This is a genomic window from Halorhodospira sp. 9621 (assembly GCF_022228055.1).
GTDB classification, from domain to species: Bacteria; Pseudomonadota; Gammaproteobacteria; order Nitrococcales; family Halorhodospiraceae; genus Halorhodospira; species Halorhodospira halophila_A.
This window is the reverse complement of the sequence record NZ_JAJNRD010000008.1, coordinates 1-16,759: the sequence shown is the minus strand read 5'-3', so window position 1 is coordinate 16,759 and position 16,759 is coordinate 1. Positions and strand designations below refer to the sequence as shown.

Here is a 16,759-nt window from a genome sequence, read left to right as displayed (position 1 = left end):
GTTGATATTGGAAATCGGTATTAGCCCGAAACGGCCTCGGCGCCCGAGACGATCTCGGTCAGCTCCTGCGTGATCGCCGCCTGGCGGGCCTTGTTGTACGTGATCTGCAGGTCGTCGATGATCTCCGCGGCGTTGTCGGAGGCGCTCTTCATCGCGATCATTCGCGCTGCCATCTCGCAGGCGATGTTCTCGACCACGCCCTGATAGACCTGGGACTCGACGTAGCGGCGCAGCACATCATCCAGCAGCGAGGCAGCGTCCGGCTCATAGATGTAGTCCCAGTTCTCGAGCATTTCCTCCTCGCGAACCGGCTCGACCGGGATCAGCCGCTGGACCTGCGGCCGCTGGGTCATGGTGTTCACGAACTGGTTGCTCACCAGGTTCACCCGGTCGATGGTGCCGTCCACGTAGGCGTCGAGCAGGACCTTGATCGGCCCGATCATCTGCTCGAGCTTCGGGCGGTCGCCGATGTCGCGGACCTCGGCGGGGATCTCGACCCCGGTGCGCTCGAAGAAGCCGATGCCCTTGGCGCCGATGGGCACGACCTGGGCGCCGACGCCCTGCTCCTGCCAGCCCTTGAGGTCGTTGATCGCCGCCTTGAACAGGTTGACGTTCAGACCCCCGCACAGACCGCGGTCGGTGGAGACGACGATGTAGCCGACGCGCTTGACCTCGTCGCGCTCGACCAGAAACGGATGGCGGTAATCCGGATTGGCGTGGCCGAGGTGGCCGATGACCTGCCGGATTTTTTCGGCGTACGGCCGCGTCGCCTCCATACGCTCCTGGGCACGCCGCATCTTCGATGCGGCGACCATCTCCATCGCGCTTGTGATCTTCTGCGTGTTCTGAACGCTCTTGATCTTGGTCTTTACTTCTTTCGCCCCGGCCATGCCGTCACCTATGTGTCGTTAAGGGGCCGGCCGGGGAGCGTGCAGCTCCCCGGCAGCGCGTGCTCACCACGTGCGATTTTTCTTGAACGCGTCCATCGCCTTCTGCATCTCGGCGTGGATCTCGTCGTTGTAATCGCCGGTCTCCGTGATGCGCTGGAGCAGCTCGGCGTGCTCGGCACGCAGGTAGTCGAGCAGCGCCTTCTCGAAACGAACCACCTGGTCGTTCTCGACGTCGTCGACATAACCCTCGTTGGCGGCGAAGAGCACGAAGGCCATCTCACCGACCGACTGCGGCTCGTACTGCCCCTGCTTCATCAGCTCCATGGTGCGCTTGCCGCGCTCGAGCTGCTGGCGCGTGGTCTCGTCCAGATCGGAGGCGAACTGGGAGAACGCCGCCAGCTCGCGGTACTGGGCCAGCGCCAGGCGGACACCGCCGCCGAGCTTCTTGATGATCTTCGTCTGCGCCGAGCCACCCACGCGGGAGACCGACAGACCGGCGTTCACCGCGGGCCGCACGCCCGAGTTGAAGAGGTCCGTCTCGAGGTAGATCTGCCCGTCGGTGATCGAGATCACGTTCGTCGGCACGAAGGCGGACACGTCGCCGGCTTGGGTCTCGATGATGGGCAGCGCGGTCAGCGACCCCGTCTGGCCCTTGACCTCGCCATTGGTGCGACGCTCGACTTCCTCGGCGTTGATGCGCGAGGCGCGCTCGAGTAGCCGGGAGTGGAGGTAGAAGACGTCACCCGGGTACGCCTCACGACCCGGCGGCCGGCGCAGCAGCAGGGAGACCTGGCGGTAGGCCCAGGCCTGCTTAGTCAGGTCGTCGTAGATGATCAGCGCATCTTCGCCGCGGTCACGGAAGTACTCGCCCATGGCGCAGCCGGCGTAGGGGGCGATGTACTGCATGGCGGCCGACTCGGAGGCGCCGGCGTTGACGACGATGGTGTTGTCCATCGCGCCATGCTCCTCGAGCTTGCGCACCACGTTGGCCACCGTCGAGTTCTTCTGCCCGACCGCGACGTAGATGCACTTAATGCCGCTGTCCTTCTGGTTGATGATCGCGTCGACGGCCACCGCGGTCTTGCCGGTCTGGCGGTCGCCGATGATCAGCTCACGCTGACCCCGGCCGATCGGGACCATGGAGTCGATCGCCTTGAGGCCGGTTTGCACCGGCTGATCGACGCCCTCACGGGTGATAACGCCGGGAGCGACCTTCTCGATGGGCTCGCTGGCCTCGGTCTTGATCGGGCCCTTGCCGTCGCAGGGGCGGCCCAGGGCGTCGACCACACGGCCGAGCATAGCCTCACCGACCGGCACCTCGAGGATGCGGCCCGTGCACTTGACGGTGGCCCCCTCCTTGATGTGCTGATAGTCACCGAGGAGGACGGCACCGACGGAGTCCCGCTCGAGGTTCAGGGCCATGCCGAAGGTGTCGTCAGGGAACTCCAGCATCTCGCCGAACATGACGTCGGCGAGGCCGTGGATGCGGCAGATGCCGTCGCCGACACTGACGACGGTGCCTTCGTTGCGGGCCTCAGCCGCCGCGTCGAAGTTCTCAATGCGACGCTTGATGAGCTCGCTGATCTCCGATGGATTGACTTGCATCGTCCTACCTCGTCAATGAACCAGTGCACTCGAGAGGCGGGCCAGTTTGCCCTTCACCGAGCCGTCTATGGTGGTGTCGCCAGCGCGGATAATCGCCCCCCCGATGAGGGACTCGTCGATCCGCGTCTGCAGCCGCACCTCTCGGCCGAGGCGCTTGCGGAGCGCTTCGGCCAGGCGTTCTTGCTGCGCGTCCTCGAGCTGGGTCGCCGAAAGCACCTCGACATCGACGATGCCCTCGGCCTCGGCACGCAGCTGCTCGTAGACCCGGGCGACCTCCGGCGCGTACTGCAGGCGCCGGTTGCTCGCCAGCAGCCGGACGAAATTCTTCCCGGCCTGCCCGATGTCGCCTGCCGCCTCGCAGACTGTGCCGGCGAGTTCCTCGGCACTGATCCGCGGGTGGGTGAGCAGCGAGGCGAGCTGGGGCACCTGCACCACCTCGGCCACCGCCGCAAGCCGACGCGACCAAGCCTCGCGCTCGGTCGCGTCGTCACCGGCAAGCTCGAAGACGGCGCGCGCGTAAGGTCGGGCCAGTGTGCTGCGCTCGGCCATGGCGCCTCCCTAGATTTGCGTCGCCAGATCGTCGATCAGATCCTTGTGCGCCTTGGCGTCCACCTCGCGCTTCAGGATCTGGCTGCTCGCCTGCACGGCGATGGTTGAGACCTGCTTGCGCAGGTCCTCGCGGGCCCGCTGGATCTCCTGATCGATCTCCTCACGGGCGGAGGCCAGGATCCGGTCGGCCTCGGTGCGGGCCTCGGCCCGCGCCTCTTCGATCATCTCGGCCTGACGCTTGTTGGCCTGGTTGATGATCTGGCTGGCCTGCTCGCGGGCGTCCCGCAGCATGGCGTCGACCTCGGCCTGAGCCTTCTCCAGCTCCTCCTTGCCGCGTTCACCGGCGGCGAGGCCGTCGGCAATCTGCTTCTGCCGGTCGGCAAGCGCCTGTTGGATCGGCGGCCAGACGAATTTCATGGTGAACCAGACGAACAGCGCGAAGCTGATCATCGGCCCCCAGAACGTGGCACCAAAGTTCACGGTTTCACCTCCGATCGAGCTGGCGGCTTAAAAGCGCCGGCGTGTGTTTACGCGCCGGCGGCGGCCTCGACAGCACCCAGGAACGGGTTGGCGAAGGTGAAGAACAGCGCGATACCAACGCCGATCATGGCGACGGCGTCGAGCAGGCCGGCGACCAGGAACATGCGAACCTGCAGCATCGGGGCCATCTCGGGCTGACGGGCGACGCCCTCGAGGAACTTGCCGCCGAGGAGGCCGAAGCCGATACCGGTGCCGATGGCGCCGCCGGCGATCAGGATGCCCACGGTCAGGGCGGTCAGCCCCTGGACGTTAGCAATGAGCTCTGCGAGTTCCATGTGATTCCTCCCGGATTCTCAGTATCGAAAGTGGGGCAGTTTAATGTTCTTCATACGCCATGGCCAGATAGACCACGGTGAGCATCATGAAGATGAAGGCCTGCAGCGGCACGACCAGGATGTGGAAGATCGCCCAGGGCGTGCCGAGCGCCCACTGGATCCACCACGGGAGCAGAGAGATCAGGATGAAGACCAGCTCTGCGGCGTAGAGGTTGCCGAACAGTCGCAGGGAGAGCGACACCGGCTTAGCGATGAACTCCACGACGTTGAGGATCAGGTTGGCCGGAGCCAGCCACGGGCCCAGGGGATGGGTGACCCAGCTCTTGAGCCAGCCACCGACACCCTGGCCCATCACGCCGTAGATGATGATCAGCGCCAGCACGCTCAGGGACAGGCCGAAGGTGAAATTCAGGTCGACACTGGGAAGGATCTTCCAGTAGTCCACCCCCACGGCCATCATGATGCTCGGCACCATGTCGATCGGCACGAGGTCCATCAGGTTGGAGAGGAAGACCCAGCAAAAGATGGTCAGCGCCAGCGGCGCGATGACCTTGCTCTTCGCGTGGAAGGTCTCCTTCACCGTCTTGTCGATGAACTCGATCATGGCTTCGACGAAGTTCTGCAGCCCACCCGGTACGCCCGGCGTGGCCTGGCGGGCGGCCAGCCAGAAGACGTAGCAGAACAACGCGCCGAGACCGAACGACATGATCAGGGTATCGATATGGAGCGTCCAGAAGCCGGTGGCCCCGGAGTCGATCGTACCCTCGGTCAGGTCCAGGCGAAGGTTGGTGAGGTGGTGCTGGATGTAGTCCGTCGCGTCGAACTCGCTGTCGGCGCTCATGGCAAACGTTGCTCCCCGGTTTGGTACCGCGCGGATGCGCTAGGTACGGAGGGCCCCCAAGAAGAAGAACCAGTAGGTGCCTAGGGCGGCTGCGTACGTTGTTATCAGCGGCAGAAAGTGCCCGCTTAACCATCGGAGCGCGATAATAAAGAGCACCGCCGTGAGAATCAACTTCACGACTTCTCCGATGTAAAAAGCCCTGAGCACTTGCCGGGGCGCCGTCCCCGGCGCCTTGGAAAAGACGTGGGCCGCGTAGTAGGCCGAGGGGACGATGGCGATCGCGGCACCGCAGGCCGCGGCGATGGCCGACCAACCACCGTCCAGGAGCCAGAGGCCAGTGGCTATGGTGCCAACGCCGGCTTGGGTCAGCAGGACGGCGATAACCACCCGTAACGCCGGGCGGCGGCTGCGCCACATGCCCTGTGGCTCGTAATCCTGATTGAGGGCTTCGCTCACTTCCACGCTTTACGCCCTACGGCATCGATAAGTGGCGGAGTCTAAACGGCGGCATCAGGGGGGTCAAATCAGGCTCCCTTACTCAACGGATACGTCCGAGGATGCCGTCGAGTTCCTCGAGGCTGCTGTAACGGATGACCAGCCGACCCTTGCCCTGGCGGCGGCTGTGCTGGATGTCCACCGGCGCCCCCAGCCGATCGGCGAGCGTATCGCGCAGTCGCTCGACATCCGGGTCGAGGCGCCGGGCATCAACGCCCTGCTCCTGTTCGCTCTCCGAGGGCGCCGCGGCGGCCTTCTGGTAGCGGCGGACCAGGGATTCCGTCTGGCGCACGGTCAGCTGATCGCGGGCTACGCGGGCGGCCGCCTCGCTCTGCGCGGTGCCCGTCAGTCCGGCCAGGGCCTTGGCGTGCCCGGCTTCGAGGCGGCCTTCGCTGACCAATCGCTGTACATCCTCATTCAGTTCGAGCAGCCGCAGCAGGTTCGTTACCGCGGTACGGGAGCGCCCCACCGCCTCGGCGGTCTTCTGATGGGAGAGGCCGAACTCGTGGATCAGCCGCTGCAGGGCACCGGCGGCCTCCAGCGGGTTGAGGTCTTCGCGCTGGAGGTTCTCGATCAGACCGACGGCAATGGCGGCCTCGTCGGGGATGTCGCGGACCAGCGCCGGCACGTGGTCGATACCGGCGCGTTGAGCGGCCCGCCAGCGGCGCTCACCTGCGACGATCTGATAGCGGCCGGCCTCGGTGGGGCGAACCACCAGCGGCTGGACGACGCCCTGGGCGCGGATGGAGTCGGCCAGCTCCTGCAGGGCCTGATCGTCAAAGTGGCGCCGCGGCTGATGGGGGCCACGCTCCAGCAGATCCACGGGCAGGTCATGAAGCTCGCCGCCATCCACCGGCTGGCCGGCGGCGACGGCACCGGGCTCGGCACCGAGCAGGGCATCCAGGCCGCGGCCGAGACCACGCTTCTTGTTCGACATACGTCTGCTCTCTCCTCGGGTTGCGTGCGGTGAGTCGATCAGGCGGAGGCGGCCGTGGCCGCCTGGCCGCTGCGGTGGCGGCGTTCCATCTCGGTGGCCAGGGCCATATACGCCAGGGCGCCGCGCGAGGCGCGATCGTAAGCAAGGGCCGGTAATCCGTGGCTGGGCGCTTCGGCGAGGCGCACGTTGCGCGGGATCATGGTGCGATAGAGCTGCGCCTCGAAGTGGGCGGCGAGCTGCTCACCGACCTGATTGGCCAGGTTATTGCGGGCGTCATACATGGTACGCAGCAGCCCGTCGATGGCGAGGCTCGGGTTGGCGCTGGCCTGGACTCCGCGGACGGTATCGAGCAGCGCAGTCAATCCCTCGAGGGCGAAGTACTCGCACTGGATCGGGATCAGAACCCCGTGAGCGGCCACCAGGGCGTTCAGGGTGAGGATATTCAGCGAGGGCGGACAGTCGATGAGGATGTAGTCGTAGTCCTCGGTGACGGCGCGGAGCTGACGACTGAGTCGCTGTTCACGTCGGTCCGCCTCCAGCAACTCGACCTCGGCGGCGGTCAGGTCTCCGTTCGCGGGCAGGACGTCAAAGCCGGCGCCCTCGATGGCATGGATCGCCTCGGAGACAGCCGCCTGCTCGGCCAAGACCTCGTAGGCGGTCGGGGCAATCGCGCGGCGATCCAGCCCCGAGCCGACGGTGGCGTTGCCCTGCGGATCCAGGTCGATGAGCAGGACGCGCTTGCGGTTGGCGGCCAGCGAGGCGGCCAGGTTGACGCAGGTGGTGGTCTTGCCGACGCCGCCCTTCTGATTGGTGATTGCGATGATCCGACCCATGACACTCTCCTGCGTTTCGGCTCCCGGCCAGGCCGGGGTCAGGGTTGAACGGGCGCGCGGCGGATGACGAGTCGGGCGCGCCCCTGACCGGCGATGGCCGGCAACTCGTGAACCTCGAGCTCCGCGGCAACCTCGCCGGGAAGCTCGGCCAACTCTTCCTCGTTGCGCTCGCCCTTGAGGGCGAGCAACGCCCCGCCCGGCGCGAGCAGGCACCGTGTTCCCTCGATCAGTCTGACCAGTGGGGCAACGGCACGTGCGGTGACAACCGCAAAGGTGCGCTGGTCGAACGATTCCATGCGCGCCTGACGGACCTGGACGTGGCTCAGACCCAGTTCGGTGGCGCATTGGCGGAGGAAGCGCGTCTTCTTGCCGTTGCTGTCGATCAGGGTGACCGGCCGTTCGGGCTCCACCAGGGCCAGAGCGAGACCGGGGAACCCTGCGCCACTGCCGACATCCGCCAGGGCGCCGGGCGGGAGATGGTGCCGCACCACCAGGCTGTCGAGCAGGTGGCGATCGATGAGCGTCCCGGTATCCCGCGCAGCGGTGAGATTGTACGCGCGATTCCAGCGCATGAGCAGGGACAGGTACGCCTCGAGGCGCTGCCGGGCAGGGCCATCGAGGTCGATATCGAGCTCCTCAAGGCGCGCATTCAGGTGGTTACGCGGCATCTTCATCCTCACTGACAGCCCGCAGCCACCCGCGGCGGCGCAGATGAATGAGCAGCAGCGAGATGGCAGCAGGGGTCACGCCGGGCAGGCGTGCGGCCTGCCCCACCGTTGTTGGGCGCATACGGGTCAGCCGCTCGCGCACCTCGGTCGAGAGGCCATCGATGGCCCCATAGTCCAGGGCGTCCGGGATACGGACGCTCGAATAGCGCTGGTGGCGCTGGTTTTCCAGGTCCTGCCGTTCCACGTAGCCGTCGTAGCGCGCCTCGATCTCCAGCTGCCGCACGGCACGCTCGGTTGGCCGGTCGGTCTCCAGGGCGCCGATGAATCGGACATCGTCGTACGAGAGTTCGGGGCGGCGCAGGAGGTCGTAGAGGCTCTGATCGCGCCGAAGACGTGCGCCCAGACGCTCCTCCTGCGCAGCGGAGAGCCCCCCCGGCTGAACACGCGTCGCCTGCAGGCGCTGGCGCTCGCTCTCCAGCGCATCCCGGTAGCGCGCGAAGCCGGCCCACTGCGCCTCTCCGACCGAGCCCAGGCCGCGGCCGATCTGCGTCAAGCGGTCCTCGGCGTTGTCATCACGCAGACGCAGTCGGTGCTCGGCACGGCTGGTGAACATTCGGTACGGCTCGGTGACGCCGGTGGTGACCAGATCGTCGATCAGCACGCCGATATAAGCCTCATCCCGCGTCGGGAACCAAGGATCCTCGCCGGCGGGTACACGGGCTGCGTTGAGTCCGGCGATCAGTCCCTGGGCGGCGGCCTCCTCGTAGCCGGTGGTGCCATTGATCTGCCCAGCCAGATAGAGCCCGCCGACGGTGGCACTTTCCAGCCAAGGGGTCAGTCCGCGGGGGTCGAGATAGTCGTACTCGATGGCGTAGCCGGGGCGGGTGATTTGTGCCTGCTCGAGGCCCGGCATGCTGCGGATCAGGGCCTCCTGAACGGCAAATGGGAGCCCGGTGGAGACGCCATTGGGGTAGAGCTCAGTGGCGTGGAGCCCCTCGGGCTCGAGGAACACCTGATGGTGATCGCGATCGGCGAAACGTACCACCTTGTCCTCGATGGACGGACAGTAGCGCGGCCCAGAGGACTGGATGGCACCGCTGTACATCGGCGACTCGTCGAGCGCATCACGGATGATGCGGTGGGTCTCGGGGGTCGTCCAGCTGATCAGGCAAGCCGCCTCGGGGAGCGGGCGCTCCGGCGGACAGAACGGCGAGAACAGTGGGCGCGGGTTGTCCCCGTGTTGGGCGTCTAAACGGTCAACCGCGACGCTGCGGCGGTCGATGCGCGGCGGGGTGCCGGTCTTCAGCCGCTGAACCGGCAGACCGAGATCGCGCAACGATGCCGCCAACTGATCGGCCGCCGGATCGCCGGCACGCCCCGCGCTGTGGCGGGAGGCCCCGATGTGGATCCGTCCGGCCAGGAAGGTTCCGGCCGTGATGACCACTGCTGGGGCATGGAAGCGGGCACCGCTTTCGGTCCGTACGCCGCAACAGCGATCACCCTCGATCAGCAGCTCGTCGGCAGCATCCTGAAAGAGCGCGAGGCTGGGAAGGACGTCGAGTGCCTGTCGAGCGGCACGGGCGTACGTCGGTCGGTCCGCTTGGATGCGGGTCGCACGAACCGCTGGGCCCTTGCGCTGGTTCAGCACGCGCGCGTGGATAGCCGAGGCGTCGGCAAGGCGCCCCATGACGCCGCCAAGGGCATCAATCTCACGCACCAGGTGCCCCTTACCGATCCCGCCGATGGCGGGGTTGCAGGAGAGCGCACCAATAGTCTCAAGATTGTGCGTGATCAGCAGGGTCGAACGCCCCAGACGGGCGGCCGCAGCGGCGGCCTCGGTGCCGGCATGGCCGCCGCCTATAACGATGACATCGTAGCGGTTGGTGTTCATGCGGGGATTTTGGGCCGCCGGGGCAGAACCCTCAAGGGGGATGTTCCACGTGGAACAGTGCACACCCCCCGACTGGGCTCCCCTCCCCAAAACCGGAGTGTTCCACGTGGAACTACTTGCCGATGCAGAACCCAGAGAAGATCCGATCCAGTAGTGCTTCGTGGCTGACGCGGCCTGTAATCTCGCCCAGCGAGCTCTGCGCCCGACGCAAGGCCTCCGCGACCAGCTCTTCCTCACCGCCCCGCGTCGCTGCCCCCAGCGCCTCTTCGAGTTCTCCGGCGGCCCGATCCAGCGCATCCAAATGACGCTGCCGCGCCGCCCAGGCGTCGTCCCCAGCCTCGCCGGCCACCAGCGACTCCAGACCGTCGCGAAACGCCTCCATGCCAGCCCCGGTCCGCGCACTGACCCGCGCCACCGACACGTGCCCACCGAGTGCGCCACCCTCTTCCCACCCGGGTGCCTCCCCGGTCTCGTCGATCTTGTTCCAGACCACAACCGCCGGCCCGGGCGCCTGCGCCTCCAGCCGCTCTCGCAGCTCCCCGTCGAGCGCCCCACCGGCCTCCACAACCACTAAAAGCAGATCCGCCTCCGCTGCAGCCGCCCGTGCACGCCGGGCGCCTTCAGCCTCGATTTCGTCCTGCTCCTCGGCACGCCGTAATCCGGCCGTATCCAGCAGCTCCGCCCGCCTCGCCCCGATCACCGCCCGCTGCCGCACCACATCCCGCGTGGTGCCCGCGCGACCCGAGACAATCGCCGCCTCCTCCCCGCTCAGTCCGTTCAGCAAGCTCGATTTCCCCGCGTTCGGCGGCCCAATGAGCACCACCCGCATTCCATCGCCGAGTCGGACCCCTGCCGATGCGCGCCGCCGAATCTCCTCAAGCTCCCCCAGCAAACCCCGAACCTCTCTGCCGAGCTCCGGCGGATCGGCCGGCACGTCCTCGTCGTCCGGGAAATCCAGGAAGGCTTCCACATGCGCCCGCAGCTCGAGCATGCGCTCCCCGAGCCGATCCACCCGCTGCCCGAAAGCGCCGGAAAGAGCGCGCAGCGCCGCCCGACGAGCGCTGTCCGTCTCCGCCTCGATCAAAGACGCCACCGCCTCGGCCTGCGTCAGATCCAGCCGACCATTGAGGAAGGCGCGCTCCGAGAACTCCCCGGGCCCAGCCGGACGCGCTCCCGCCGCGCAGAGCGCCCCGAGGATCGCTCCCACCGCCGCAGGGCTCCCGTGGCCCTGCAGCTCCACCACGTCCTCCCCGGTATACGACGCCGGCGCCTTGAAAACCAGAACCAGCCCTTGATCGAGCACTTCCCCGGCCGCATCCCGAAAGCGCCGCAGTGCCGCCTCCCGCGCCGCCGGCAGCGGACCGGCCACCGCTTCCGCGACCGCCAGTGCCCGCCGACCGGATACCCGAACGACAGCGACCCCGCCCTGCCCGGACGGGGTCGCCATCGCACAGATCGTGTCGGCCTGCCGGCCGTCGTCTACGCTGTGTCGGATTTCTCCACCTGACGCAGTATGTACCATTGCTGTGCGATCGACAGGATGTTGTTGGTCAGCCAGTAGAGTACCAGTCCCGCCGGGAACAGCATGAAGAAGCCGGTGAACACGAAGGGCAGGACCTGCATCACCCGCTTCTGGATCGGATCCATCGGCGGCGGGTTCAGCTTCATCTGCACCAGCATGCTCGCGCCCATCAGCAACGGCAGGATGAAGTAGGGATCGCGGCTGGACAGATCCTGGATCCAGAGCATGAACGGCGCGTGCCGCAGCTCGACACTCTCGACCAGGACCCAGTACAGGGCGATAAACACCGGGATCTGCACCAGGATCGGCAGGCAGCCGCCCAGCGGGTTGATCTTCTCCTTCTTGTAGAGCTCCATCAGCGCTTGGTTCATCTGCTGCCGATCATCCGAGTAACGCTCCCGGATCTGTTGCATCTTCGGCTGAACCTTGCGCATCTTCGCCATCGAGCGATAGCTGATCGCAGAGAGCTTATAGAAGGCGATCTTAATCAACAGCGTCAGGATCAGGATCGCCACGCCCCAGTTCTTGACCAGGTTTTCGATCTGATCCAACGCCCAGAACAGCGGGTTGGCGAGGATGGTCAGGAACCCGTAATCCACGGTCAGACGCAGGTCGTCGACCTCCAGCGCCGACCCCACCGCCGTAAGCCGGTCCTGCTCCTTCGGGCCGATGAACAGCCGGTTCGTCTTCTGACCGCTTTCCCCCGACTCGAGCTGCAGCCACGGCGAAGACATGCCGAGCAGGTACGTCTCCTGCGGGAGTGCCCGCGTGTAGTAACGGTACGTCTCGCCACGCTCCGGGATCATCACCCCGAGGAAGTAGTGCTGGAGCATGGCCGCCCACCCGTCACGCACGTCCCGCGACAGGTCCGAGTCCTCCATGTCGCTGAAGGAGATCCGGCTAAAGCGATCCTCCTGCGTATACAGCGATCCCCCGGTGAAGCTGTGGATGTACCACGGCGTGGTGCCCGGCGGATCCGGCCGACGACGCAGCTGGATGAACTGGAACCCGCTCCAGTCCGCCTCGGCGTTGTTCTCGACCTCGTGGCGGACATCAACCAGGTAGCTGTCCCGCCGGAAGGTGTAGACCTTGCGCACCTTGACGCCGTCTTGCTCCCAGACCAACGGAACCTCGACGGTGTCCTCGCCCTCGCCGAGCTCGAACGCCTCCTGTTCCACCTCGTAGCGCGCGTCTCGGCCTGGTACAGGTCCATCGCCGCCGAGCCCCGCCTGAGCGACGAACAACGGTTCACCCTCATCGCGCAACAGCCGGTACGGCGTCGGGTCGTCCGAAGCCTTCTGGTGCTTGAGCAGATCCAGTTGCCGAATGTCACCGCCCCGGGTGCTGATCTCCGCCTCAACCAGATCGGTCCTCACCCGCACCCGCTTGGCATCCTCCTCGTCCGGATCCACGACCCCTTCCGCCATCGGGTCCCCGGCGTCGGGCTCCTCGGCCCGGGACGGTGCATCCGGTGCCTCGTCGTCGACTTCGACCTCCTGTTCCTCCACCACTGTTTCCGCGGGTTCCATCTGCTCCCGCTCCCAGGCGAAGTACAACAGCAGGCTGATCCCGGCCAGGGCGATCAGGAGGATGAGGCGTTGATTCTCCATGGGGATCTACTCTCGCGTACGGTCGGTGCGCTCCGGTACGGGGTCGAGCCCGCCCGGATGCCACGGGTGACATTTGCCCAGACGCTTCGCCGCCAGCCAACCTCCGCGCCACGGACCGTGACGGGAGATCGCCTCTGCGGCGTATTCAGAACAGGTCGGGAGGAAACGGCAGCGCGGCCCCAGAAACGGGCTCACCACATACTGATAGGTTCGGATCACCCCGATCAGGAGCCATCGCATGGCCGCCCCCGCGCGTGCGCCCAGAGTTCCTCCAGCGCGCTGAAAAGGGTCGCGTTGTCCGCCTCGGCGACGGCACCGCGCACCCCAACCACAAAATCGCGGTCCGGCAGAGCCGCCTGCCGGACCCGGAAACTTTCGCGGATGATCCGCTTGACTCGGTGCCGTTGTGTGGCCCGGCGCAGTACCCGTTTGGGCACGGCCAGCCCCAGCCGCGGGCGCCCGCACCCATTTTGCCGCGCGCTGATGCGGAAGTAGCGGTTCGACGCCCGCCACTCCGGGGTTCGGAGCACTCCCTCGAACTCCGCACGCTGGAGCAGCCGTGCGGCCCGCGGGAACCTCTCGTCGACCGACAAGAGGAAGCAGGGACCCGGATCAGGCCGTCGGGGTCAGACGCTTGCGCCCCTTGGCGCGGCGGCGCTTGAGCACGAGGCGACCGCCCCGGGTGGCCATGCGGGCGCGGAACCCGTGGGTCCGCTTACGCTTGATATTACTCGGCTGATACGTGCGTTTCATGGTTCACGACTCGTTCATAGAAAGGGATCGGGAGGCCGTCCTCCGGCCAGTGAGCCGCGAATCTACTTCGCCATCAAGGGCCTGTCAATTGCTACAGCGACGCACCGCGTTGCTGTGGAAAACCGGGGAAACCTGTGGATAACCTCCGGACCCCCATTTAGACTGTGTCGTCCACAACCCCCGGCCTTCCCGGCCCACCACCCGGAACAACGAGGTAGCCGTCACGATGGACGACTCGGTCTGGAGCGCGTGCCTTCAGCAGCTAGAGCGCGAGATCCCCGAGCAGCAGCTCAACACCTGGATTCGACCCCTGCAGGCGCAGCTCGAGGGCGACGCCCTGCGCCTCTATGCGCCGAACCGCTTCGTCCTCGATTGGGTGCGCGACAACTTCTCCGCGCGCATCGGCGAACTCCTCGCCGAGATCCGTCCCGGTGAAGCGCTGCGCGTGGAGCTTGAGATCGGCTCCCCGCCCACGCCGGAACAGCGCCAGGGCAGCACCGGCGGTACGGCGCAGGCGTCCACGCAGCGCAGCTCCGAACCGCGACAGCGACCCGTCGACTCCAATCTCAACCCCGGCTTCACCTTCGATTCCTTCGTCGAGGGCAAGTCGAACCAGCTTGCCCGTGCTGCCAGCATGCAGGTCGCCGACAACCCGGGCGGCGCCTACAACCCCCTCTTCCTCTACGGCGGGGTCGGTCTCGGCAAGACCCACCTGATGCACGCCGTCGGCAACGCCATCCGCACGGCCCGCCCCGAGGCCCGCGTCCTCTACCTGCACTCGGAACGCTTCGTCGCCGAGATGGTCAAGGCGCTCCAGCACAATGCGATCAACGAGTTCAAGCGCCATTATCGCAACCTGGATGCCCTGCTCATCGACGACATCCAGTTTTTCGCAGGCAAGGAGCGCTCCCAGGAGGAGTTCTTCCACACCTTCAACGCCCTGCTCGAAAGTGAGCAGCAGGTGATCATGACCTGCGATCGCTACCCGAAGGAGGTCAACGGCCTCGAAGAGCGTCTGAAGTCCCGTTTCGGCTGGGGGCTCACGGTGGCCATTGAGCCACCCGAACTCGAAACCCGCGTCGCCATTCTCAAAAGCAAGGCCATCCGCGACGGCGTCGACCTCCCCGATGAAGTCGCCTTCTTTGTGGCCAAACGCCTGCGCTCGAACGTCCGCGAGCTCGAGGGCGCCCTGCGCCGCATCACCGCCAATGCGCAGTTCACCGGCCGCGCCATCGATGTCGACTTCGCCAAGGAAGCCCTGCGCGACCTCCTCGCGCTCCAGGACAAGCTAGTAACCATCGACAACATCCAGAAGACCGTGGCGGCCTACTACAAGATCCGCGTCGGCGATCTGCTCTCCAAGCGTCGCAGCCGGTCCATCACGCGGCCCCGCCACATGGCCATGGTCCTGGCTAAGGAACTGACTTCCCACTCACTGCCCGAGATCGGCGACGCCTTCGGCGGTCGCGACCACAGCACCGTCCTCCACGCCTGCCGCAACATCAAATCGCTGATCGAGGACGATGCACGCCTCGCCGAGGACTACGACAACCTGTTGAGAACCCTGAGCACTTAACCGGGGGCAAGCTGTGGAAAACCCGTGGAGGCTTTCCCGCCTCATTTTCCTCCCCAGGTTTTCCACACGTGGCACACCACTGGCACCGGTACTTGTTGTGAACTCTTTGTTCCTTCCCAGACAGTGCCTTATCAACGCTTTCCACAGGTTGACGCGGGGCCAATAACAACAACAAGCTTTCTCTTTTCCTAAGCAGTCATTACAGCCAACGAGGACGAACATGCGCTTCGAGGTCCAACGCGAACCCCTGCTCGCCGCTCTCCAGTCCATCGTCGGGGTCGTCGAGCGCCGCCAGACCCTGCCCGTTCTCGGCAATATCCGGGTCGAAGCACGCCCGGAACAGCTCCAGCTGACCGCCACCGACCTCGAGGTGGAACTCGTCGCCTACCTCGAGGCTCACACCCAAGACGAGGGTGTCATTACTCTTCCTGCGCGGAAATGGCTGGATATCTGCCGTAATCTTCCGGAAGGTGCCTCGATCAGCATCGAAACGAACCAGGATCGCGCTACGCTTCGTGCCGCCAGCAGCCGTTTTTCCCTCGCCACCCTGCCGGCCGACGAATTCCCCGAGGTAGAGTCCATCGGCCAAACCGAGTCCGTCGATATACCACGCACGGAGCTGCGCAAACTGATCGAGCGCACCCATTTCTCCATGGCGCAGCACGACGTCCGCTACTACCTCAACGGTCTGCTCCTCGAGCTCACCGGCAGCGGCGCGCGTGCGGTGGCCACCGACGGTCACCGCCTCGCCCTGGCCGAGAGCGACAGCCCGGTGAGCGTCTCCCAACCTCGGCAGGTCATCGTGCCGCGCAAAGGTGTCCAGGAGCTCTTGCGCCTGCTCGATGACGCTGATGAATCCGCCACCCTGGAATTCGGCACCAACCACGTTCGCGTCACCCTCCAATCGGTGCGCTTCACCTCCAAGCTCATCGATGGTGTCTTCCCCGACTACAATCGGGTGATCCCCCAGGACGGCGACAAGCACGTGCTGATCGACCGCCAATACCTGCGTCAGGCCCTGACCCGCGTCGCCATCCTCTCCAACGAGAAATACCGGGGCATCCGCTTTGCGGTGGAGGGCGACACCCTTCGCATCGGTTCGCACAATCCCGAACAGGAAGAGGCCGAGGAGGAAGTCAGCGTCGACTATGGCGGTGACGCCGTGGAGCTCGGTTTCAACGCGAACTACCTCCTCGACGCCCTCGGCGCCCTGGACACCGAACGCGTGCAGGTCACCCTGACCGATGCCAGCAGCAGCGGCTTGATCCGCGGGGAGGGCCTGGACAACGCCCGCTACGTCGTGATGCCGATGCGGCTCTGAGCTAAATGGAACGCCTGGAGGTCCACGGCTTCCGCAATCTGGATGAGACCCAGCTGCGGCCCCACCCTCACGTCAACGTGGTGATCGGGCCCAACGGCGCGGGCAAGACCAGCCTGCTCGAGGCAATCTACTTCCTCTCGCGGGTTCGTTCCTTCCGCACCCGGCAGAGCGATCGGTTGATCCGCTGGGGGGCGGACGAGGCGCGGGTCATCGCCGGCCGCGGCCAGGATCGCCTGGGGGTGGCCCGCTCCCCCGGCCATACCCGGCTGCGTCTCAACGGCGCCGACGCCAGCACCCGGTCGGCGCTGGCAGCCCGCCTACCGGTGCAGCTGATCAACACCGAGCACCAGCGCCTGCTGCTCGATGGACCCCGGGTCCGCCGCCAGTTCCTCGACTGGGGCACCTTCCACCTGGAGCCCGGCTACCGCGCGCGGGGGGCCCGGGCCCCCCCCC

The 16,759-nt window shown here is 66.2% G+C and carries 19 protein-coding genes; 3 read left to right on the top strand and 16 right to left on the bottom strand.

Annotated elements, in window-relative coordinates; all coding sequences use genetic code 11:
- Positions 1 to 20: 20 nt before the first annotated feature.
- From atpG to rpmH, 16 genes are all read right to left on the bottom strand, one after another.
- Complete coding sequence (atpG, locus tag LRF89_RS05755) at positions 21 to 890, bottom strand: F0F1 ATP synthase subunit gamma (RefSeq protein WP_011815216.1); 870 nt, start codon at positions 888 to 890, stop codon at positions 21 to 23.
- A 63-nt stretch (positions 891 to 953) separates the two neighbouring features.
- Entirely contained in the window at positions 954 to 2,495 is a 1,542-nt protein-coding gene (atpA, locus tag LRF89_RS05750) for a F0F1 ATP synthase subunit alpha (protein WP_201170251.1), read from the bottom strand.
- 12 nt (positions 2,496 to 2,507) lie between these two features.
- A complete protein-coding gene (locus LRF89_RS05745; protein ID WP_201170249.1) occupies positions 2,508 to 3,044 on the bottom strand; it encodes a F0F1 ATP synthase subunit delta in 537 nt (178 codons plus the stop codon).
- A gap of 9 nt (positions 3,045 to 3,053) precedes the next feature.
- Positions 3,054 to 3,524 (bottom strand): F0F1 ATP synthase subunit B, encoded by a 471-nt coding sequence (locus tag LRF89_RS05740; RefSeq protein WP_201170247.1) that lies wholly within the window; start codon positions 3,522 to 3,524, stop codon positions 3,054 to 3,056.
- 47 nt (positions 3,525 to 3,571) lie between these two features.
- Positions 3,572 to 3,859: a F0F1 ATP synthase subunit C gene (gene atpE, locus LRF89_RS05735; RefSeq protein WP_011815220.1), complete on the bottom strand. Its 288-nt coding sequence runs from the start codon at positions 3,857 to 3,859 to the stop codon at positions 3,572 to 3,574.
- Between the two features lie 40 nt (positions 3,860 to 3,899).
- Positions 3,900 to 4,700, bottom strand: a complete 801-nt coding sequence (gene atpB, locus LRF89_RS05730) for a F0F1 ATP synthase subunit A (RefSeq protein ID WP_201170245.1) — start codon at positions 4,698 to 4,700, stop codon at positions 3,900 to 3,902.
- 39 nt (positions 4,701 to 4,739) lie between these two features.
- Positions 4,740 to 5,162, bottom strand: a complete 423-nt coding sequence (locus tag LRF89_RS05725; RefSeq protein ID WP_201170242.1) for an ATP synthase subunit I — start codon at positions 5,160 to 5,162, stop codon at positions 4,740 to 4,742.
- A gap of 76 nt (positions 5,163 to 5,238) precedes the next feature.
- Entirely contained in the window at positions 5,239 to 6,132 is an 894-nt protein-coding gene (locus LRF89_RS05720) for a ParB/RepB/Spo0J family partition protein (protein WP_238636714.1), read from the bottom strand.
- A 38-nt stretch (positions 6,133 to 6,170) separates the two neighbouring features.
- Positions 6,171 to 6,965, bottom strand: coding sequence for a ParA family protein (locus LRF89_RS05715; RefSeq protein ID WP_201170236.1), 795 nt, complete (start codon positions 6,963 to 6,965; stop codon positions 6,171 to 6,173).
- A 38-nt stretch (positions 6,966 to 7,003) separates the two neighbouring features.
- Positions 7,004 to 7,633 carry a 16S rRNA (guanine(527)-N(7))-methyltransferase RsmG gene (gene rsmG, locus LRF89_RS05710; RefSeq protein ID WP_238636713.1) on the bottom strand — a complete coding sequence of 210 codons (630 nt, stop codon included), beginning with the start codon at positions 7,631 to 7,633 and terminating at the stop codon, positions 7,004 to 7,006.
- Positions 7,623 to 9,524 carry a tRNA uridine-5-carboxymethylaminomethyl(34) synthesis enzyme MnmG gene (gene mnmG / locus LRF89_RS05705; RefSeq protein WP_201170232.1) on the bottom strand — a complete coding sequence of 634 codons (1,902 nt, stop codon included), beginning with the start codon at positions 9,522 to 9,524 and terminating at the stop codon, positions 7,623 to 7,625. The genes rsmG and mnmG overlap by 11 nt, the downstream gene beginning before the upstream one ends.
- Before the next feature lie 112 nt (positions 9,525 to 9,636).
- A complete protein-coding gene (gene mnmE / locus LRF89_RS05700; RefSeq protein WP_201170229.1) occupies positions 9,637 to 11,046 on the bottom strand; it encodes a tRNA uridine-5-carboxymethylaminomethyl(34) synthesis GTPase MnmE in 1,410 nt (469 codons plus the stop codon).
- Positions 11,004 to 12,656, bottom strand: a complete 1,653-nt coding sequence (gene yidC, locus LRF89_RS05695) for a membrane protein insertase YidC (RefSeq protein ID WP_238636712.1) — start codon at positions 12,654 to 12,656, stop codon at positions 11,004 to 11,006. The genes mnmE and yidC overlap by 43 nt, the downstream gene beginning before the upstream one ends.
- 6 nt (positions 12,657 to 12,662) lie before the next feature.
- A complete protein-coding gene (yidD, locus tag LRF89_RS05690; protein ID WP_238633370.1) occupies positions 12,663 to 12,896 on the bottom strand; it encodes a membrane protein insertion efficiency factor YidD in 234 nt (77 codons plus the stop codon).
- Positions 12,881 to 13,249 carry a ribonuclease P protein component gene (rnpA, locus tag LRF89_RS05685; protein ID WP_201170220.1) on the bottom strand — a complete coding sequence of 123 codons (369 nt, stop codon included), beginning with the start codon at positions 13,247 to 13,249 and terminating at the stop codon, positions 12,881 to 12,883. The genes yidD and rnpA overlap by 16 nt, the downstream gene beginning before the upstream one ends.
- A gap of 19 nt (positions 13,250 to 13,268) precedes the next feature.
- Entirely contained in the window at positions 13,269 to 13,409 is a 141-nt protein-coding gene (gene rpmH / locus LRF89_RS05680) for a 50S ribosomal protein L34 (protein WP_011814026.1), read from the bottom strand.
- 226 nt (positions 13,410 to 13,635) lie between these two features.
- On the opposite strand from rpmH, the gene dnaA reads away from it, so the two are divergent.
- The 3 genes from dnaA to LRF89_RS05665 form a co-directional block, all read left to right on the top strand.
- Positions 13,636 to 14,985: a chromosomal replication initiator protein DnaA gene (gene dnaA / locus LRF89_RS05675; protein WP_201170217.1), complete on the top strand. Its 1,350-nt coding sequence runs from the start codon at positions 13,636 to 13,638 to the stop codon at positions 14,983 to 14,985.
- A gap of 220 nt (positions 14,986 to 15,205) precedes the next feature.
- Positions 15,206 to 16,306 (top strand): DNA polymerase III subunit beta, encoded by a 1,101-nt coding sequence (dnaN, locus tag LRF89_RS05670; protein ID WP_201170215.1) that lies wholly within the window; start codon positions 15,206 to 15,208, stop codon positions 16,304 to 16,306.
- 5 nt (positions 16,307 to 16,311) lie between these two features.
- On the top strand, positions 16,312 to 16,759 hold a 448-nt coding region (locus LRF89_RS05665; protein ID WP_238636711.1), incomplete at its 3' end, for an AAA family ATPase.

Excerpts from the sequence above, each read along its gene's own strand:
- dnaN (WP_201170215.1), top strand. The coding sequence starts at position 15,206 with ATGCGCTTCGAGGTCCAACGCGAACCCCTGCTCGCCGCTCTCCAGTCC.
- yidD (WP_238633370.1), bottom strand. The coding sequence starts at position 12,896 with ATGCGATGGCTCCTGATCGGGGTGATCCGAACCTATCAGTATGTGGTG.
- LRF89_RS05745 (WP_201170249.1), bottom strand. The coding sequence starts at position 3,044 with ATGGCCGAGCGCAGCACACTGGCCCGACCTTACGCGCGCGCCGTCTTC.
- rpmH (WP_011814026.1), bottom strand. The coding sequence starts at position 13,409 with ATGAAACGCACGTATCAGCCGAGTAATATCAAGCGTAAGCGGACCCAC.
- mnmE (WP_201170229.1), bottom strand. The coding sequence starts at position 11,046 with ATGGTACATACTGCGTCAGGTGGAGAAATCCGACACAGCGTAGACGAC.
- yidC (WP_238636712.1), bottom strand. The coding sequence starts at position 12,656 with ATGGAGAATCAACGCCTCATCCTCCTGATCGCCCTGGCCGGGATCAGC.
- atpB (WP_201170245.1), bottom strand. The coding sequence starts at position 4,700 with ATGAGCGCCGACAGCGAGTTCGACGCGACGGACTACATCCAGCACCAC.
- rsmG (WP_238636713.1), bottom strand. The coding sequence starts at position 7,633 with ATGCCGCGTAACCACCTGAATGCGCGCCTTGAGGAGCTCGATATCGAC.
- mnmG (WP_201170232.1), bottom strand. The coding sequence starts at position 9,524 with ATGAACACCAACCGCTACGATGTCATCGTTATAGGCGGCGGCCATGCC.
- dnaA (WP_201170217.1), top strand. The coding sequence starts at position 13,636 with ATGGACGACTCGGTCTGGAGCGCGTGCCTTCAGCAGCTAGAGCGCGAG.
- atpA (WP_201170251.1), bottom strand. The coding sequence starts at position 2,495 with ATGCAAGTCAATCCATCGGAGATCAGCGAGCTCATCAAGCGTCGCATT.
- atpE (WP_011815220.1), bottom strand. The coding sequence starts at position 3,859 with ATGGAACTCGCAGAGCTCATTGCTAACGTCCAGGGGCTGACCGCCCTG.
- atpG (WP_011815216.1), bottom strand. The coding sequence starts at position 890 with ATGGCCGGGGCGAAAGAAGTAAAGACCAAGATCAAGAGCGTTCAGAAC.
- LRF89_RS05715 (WP_201170236.1), bottom strand. The coding sequence starts at position 6,965 with ATGGGTCGGATCATCGCAATCACCAATCAGAAGGGCGGCGTCGGCAAG.
- LRF89_RS05720 (WP_238636714.1), bottom strand. The coding sequence starts at position 6,132 with ATGTCGAACAAGAAGCGTGGTCTCGGCCGCGGCCTGGATGCCCTGCTC.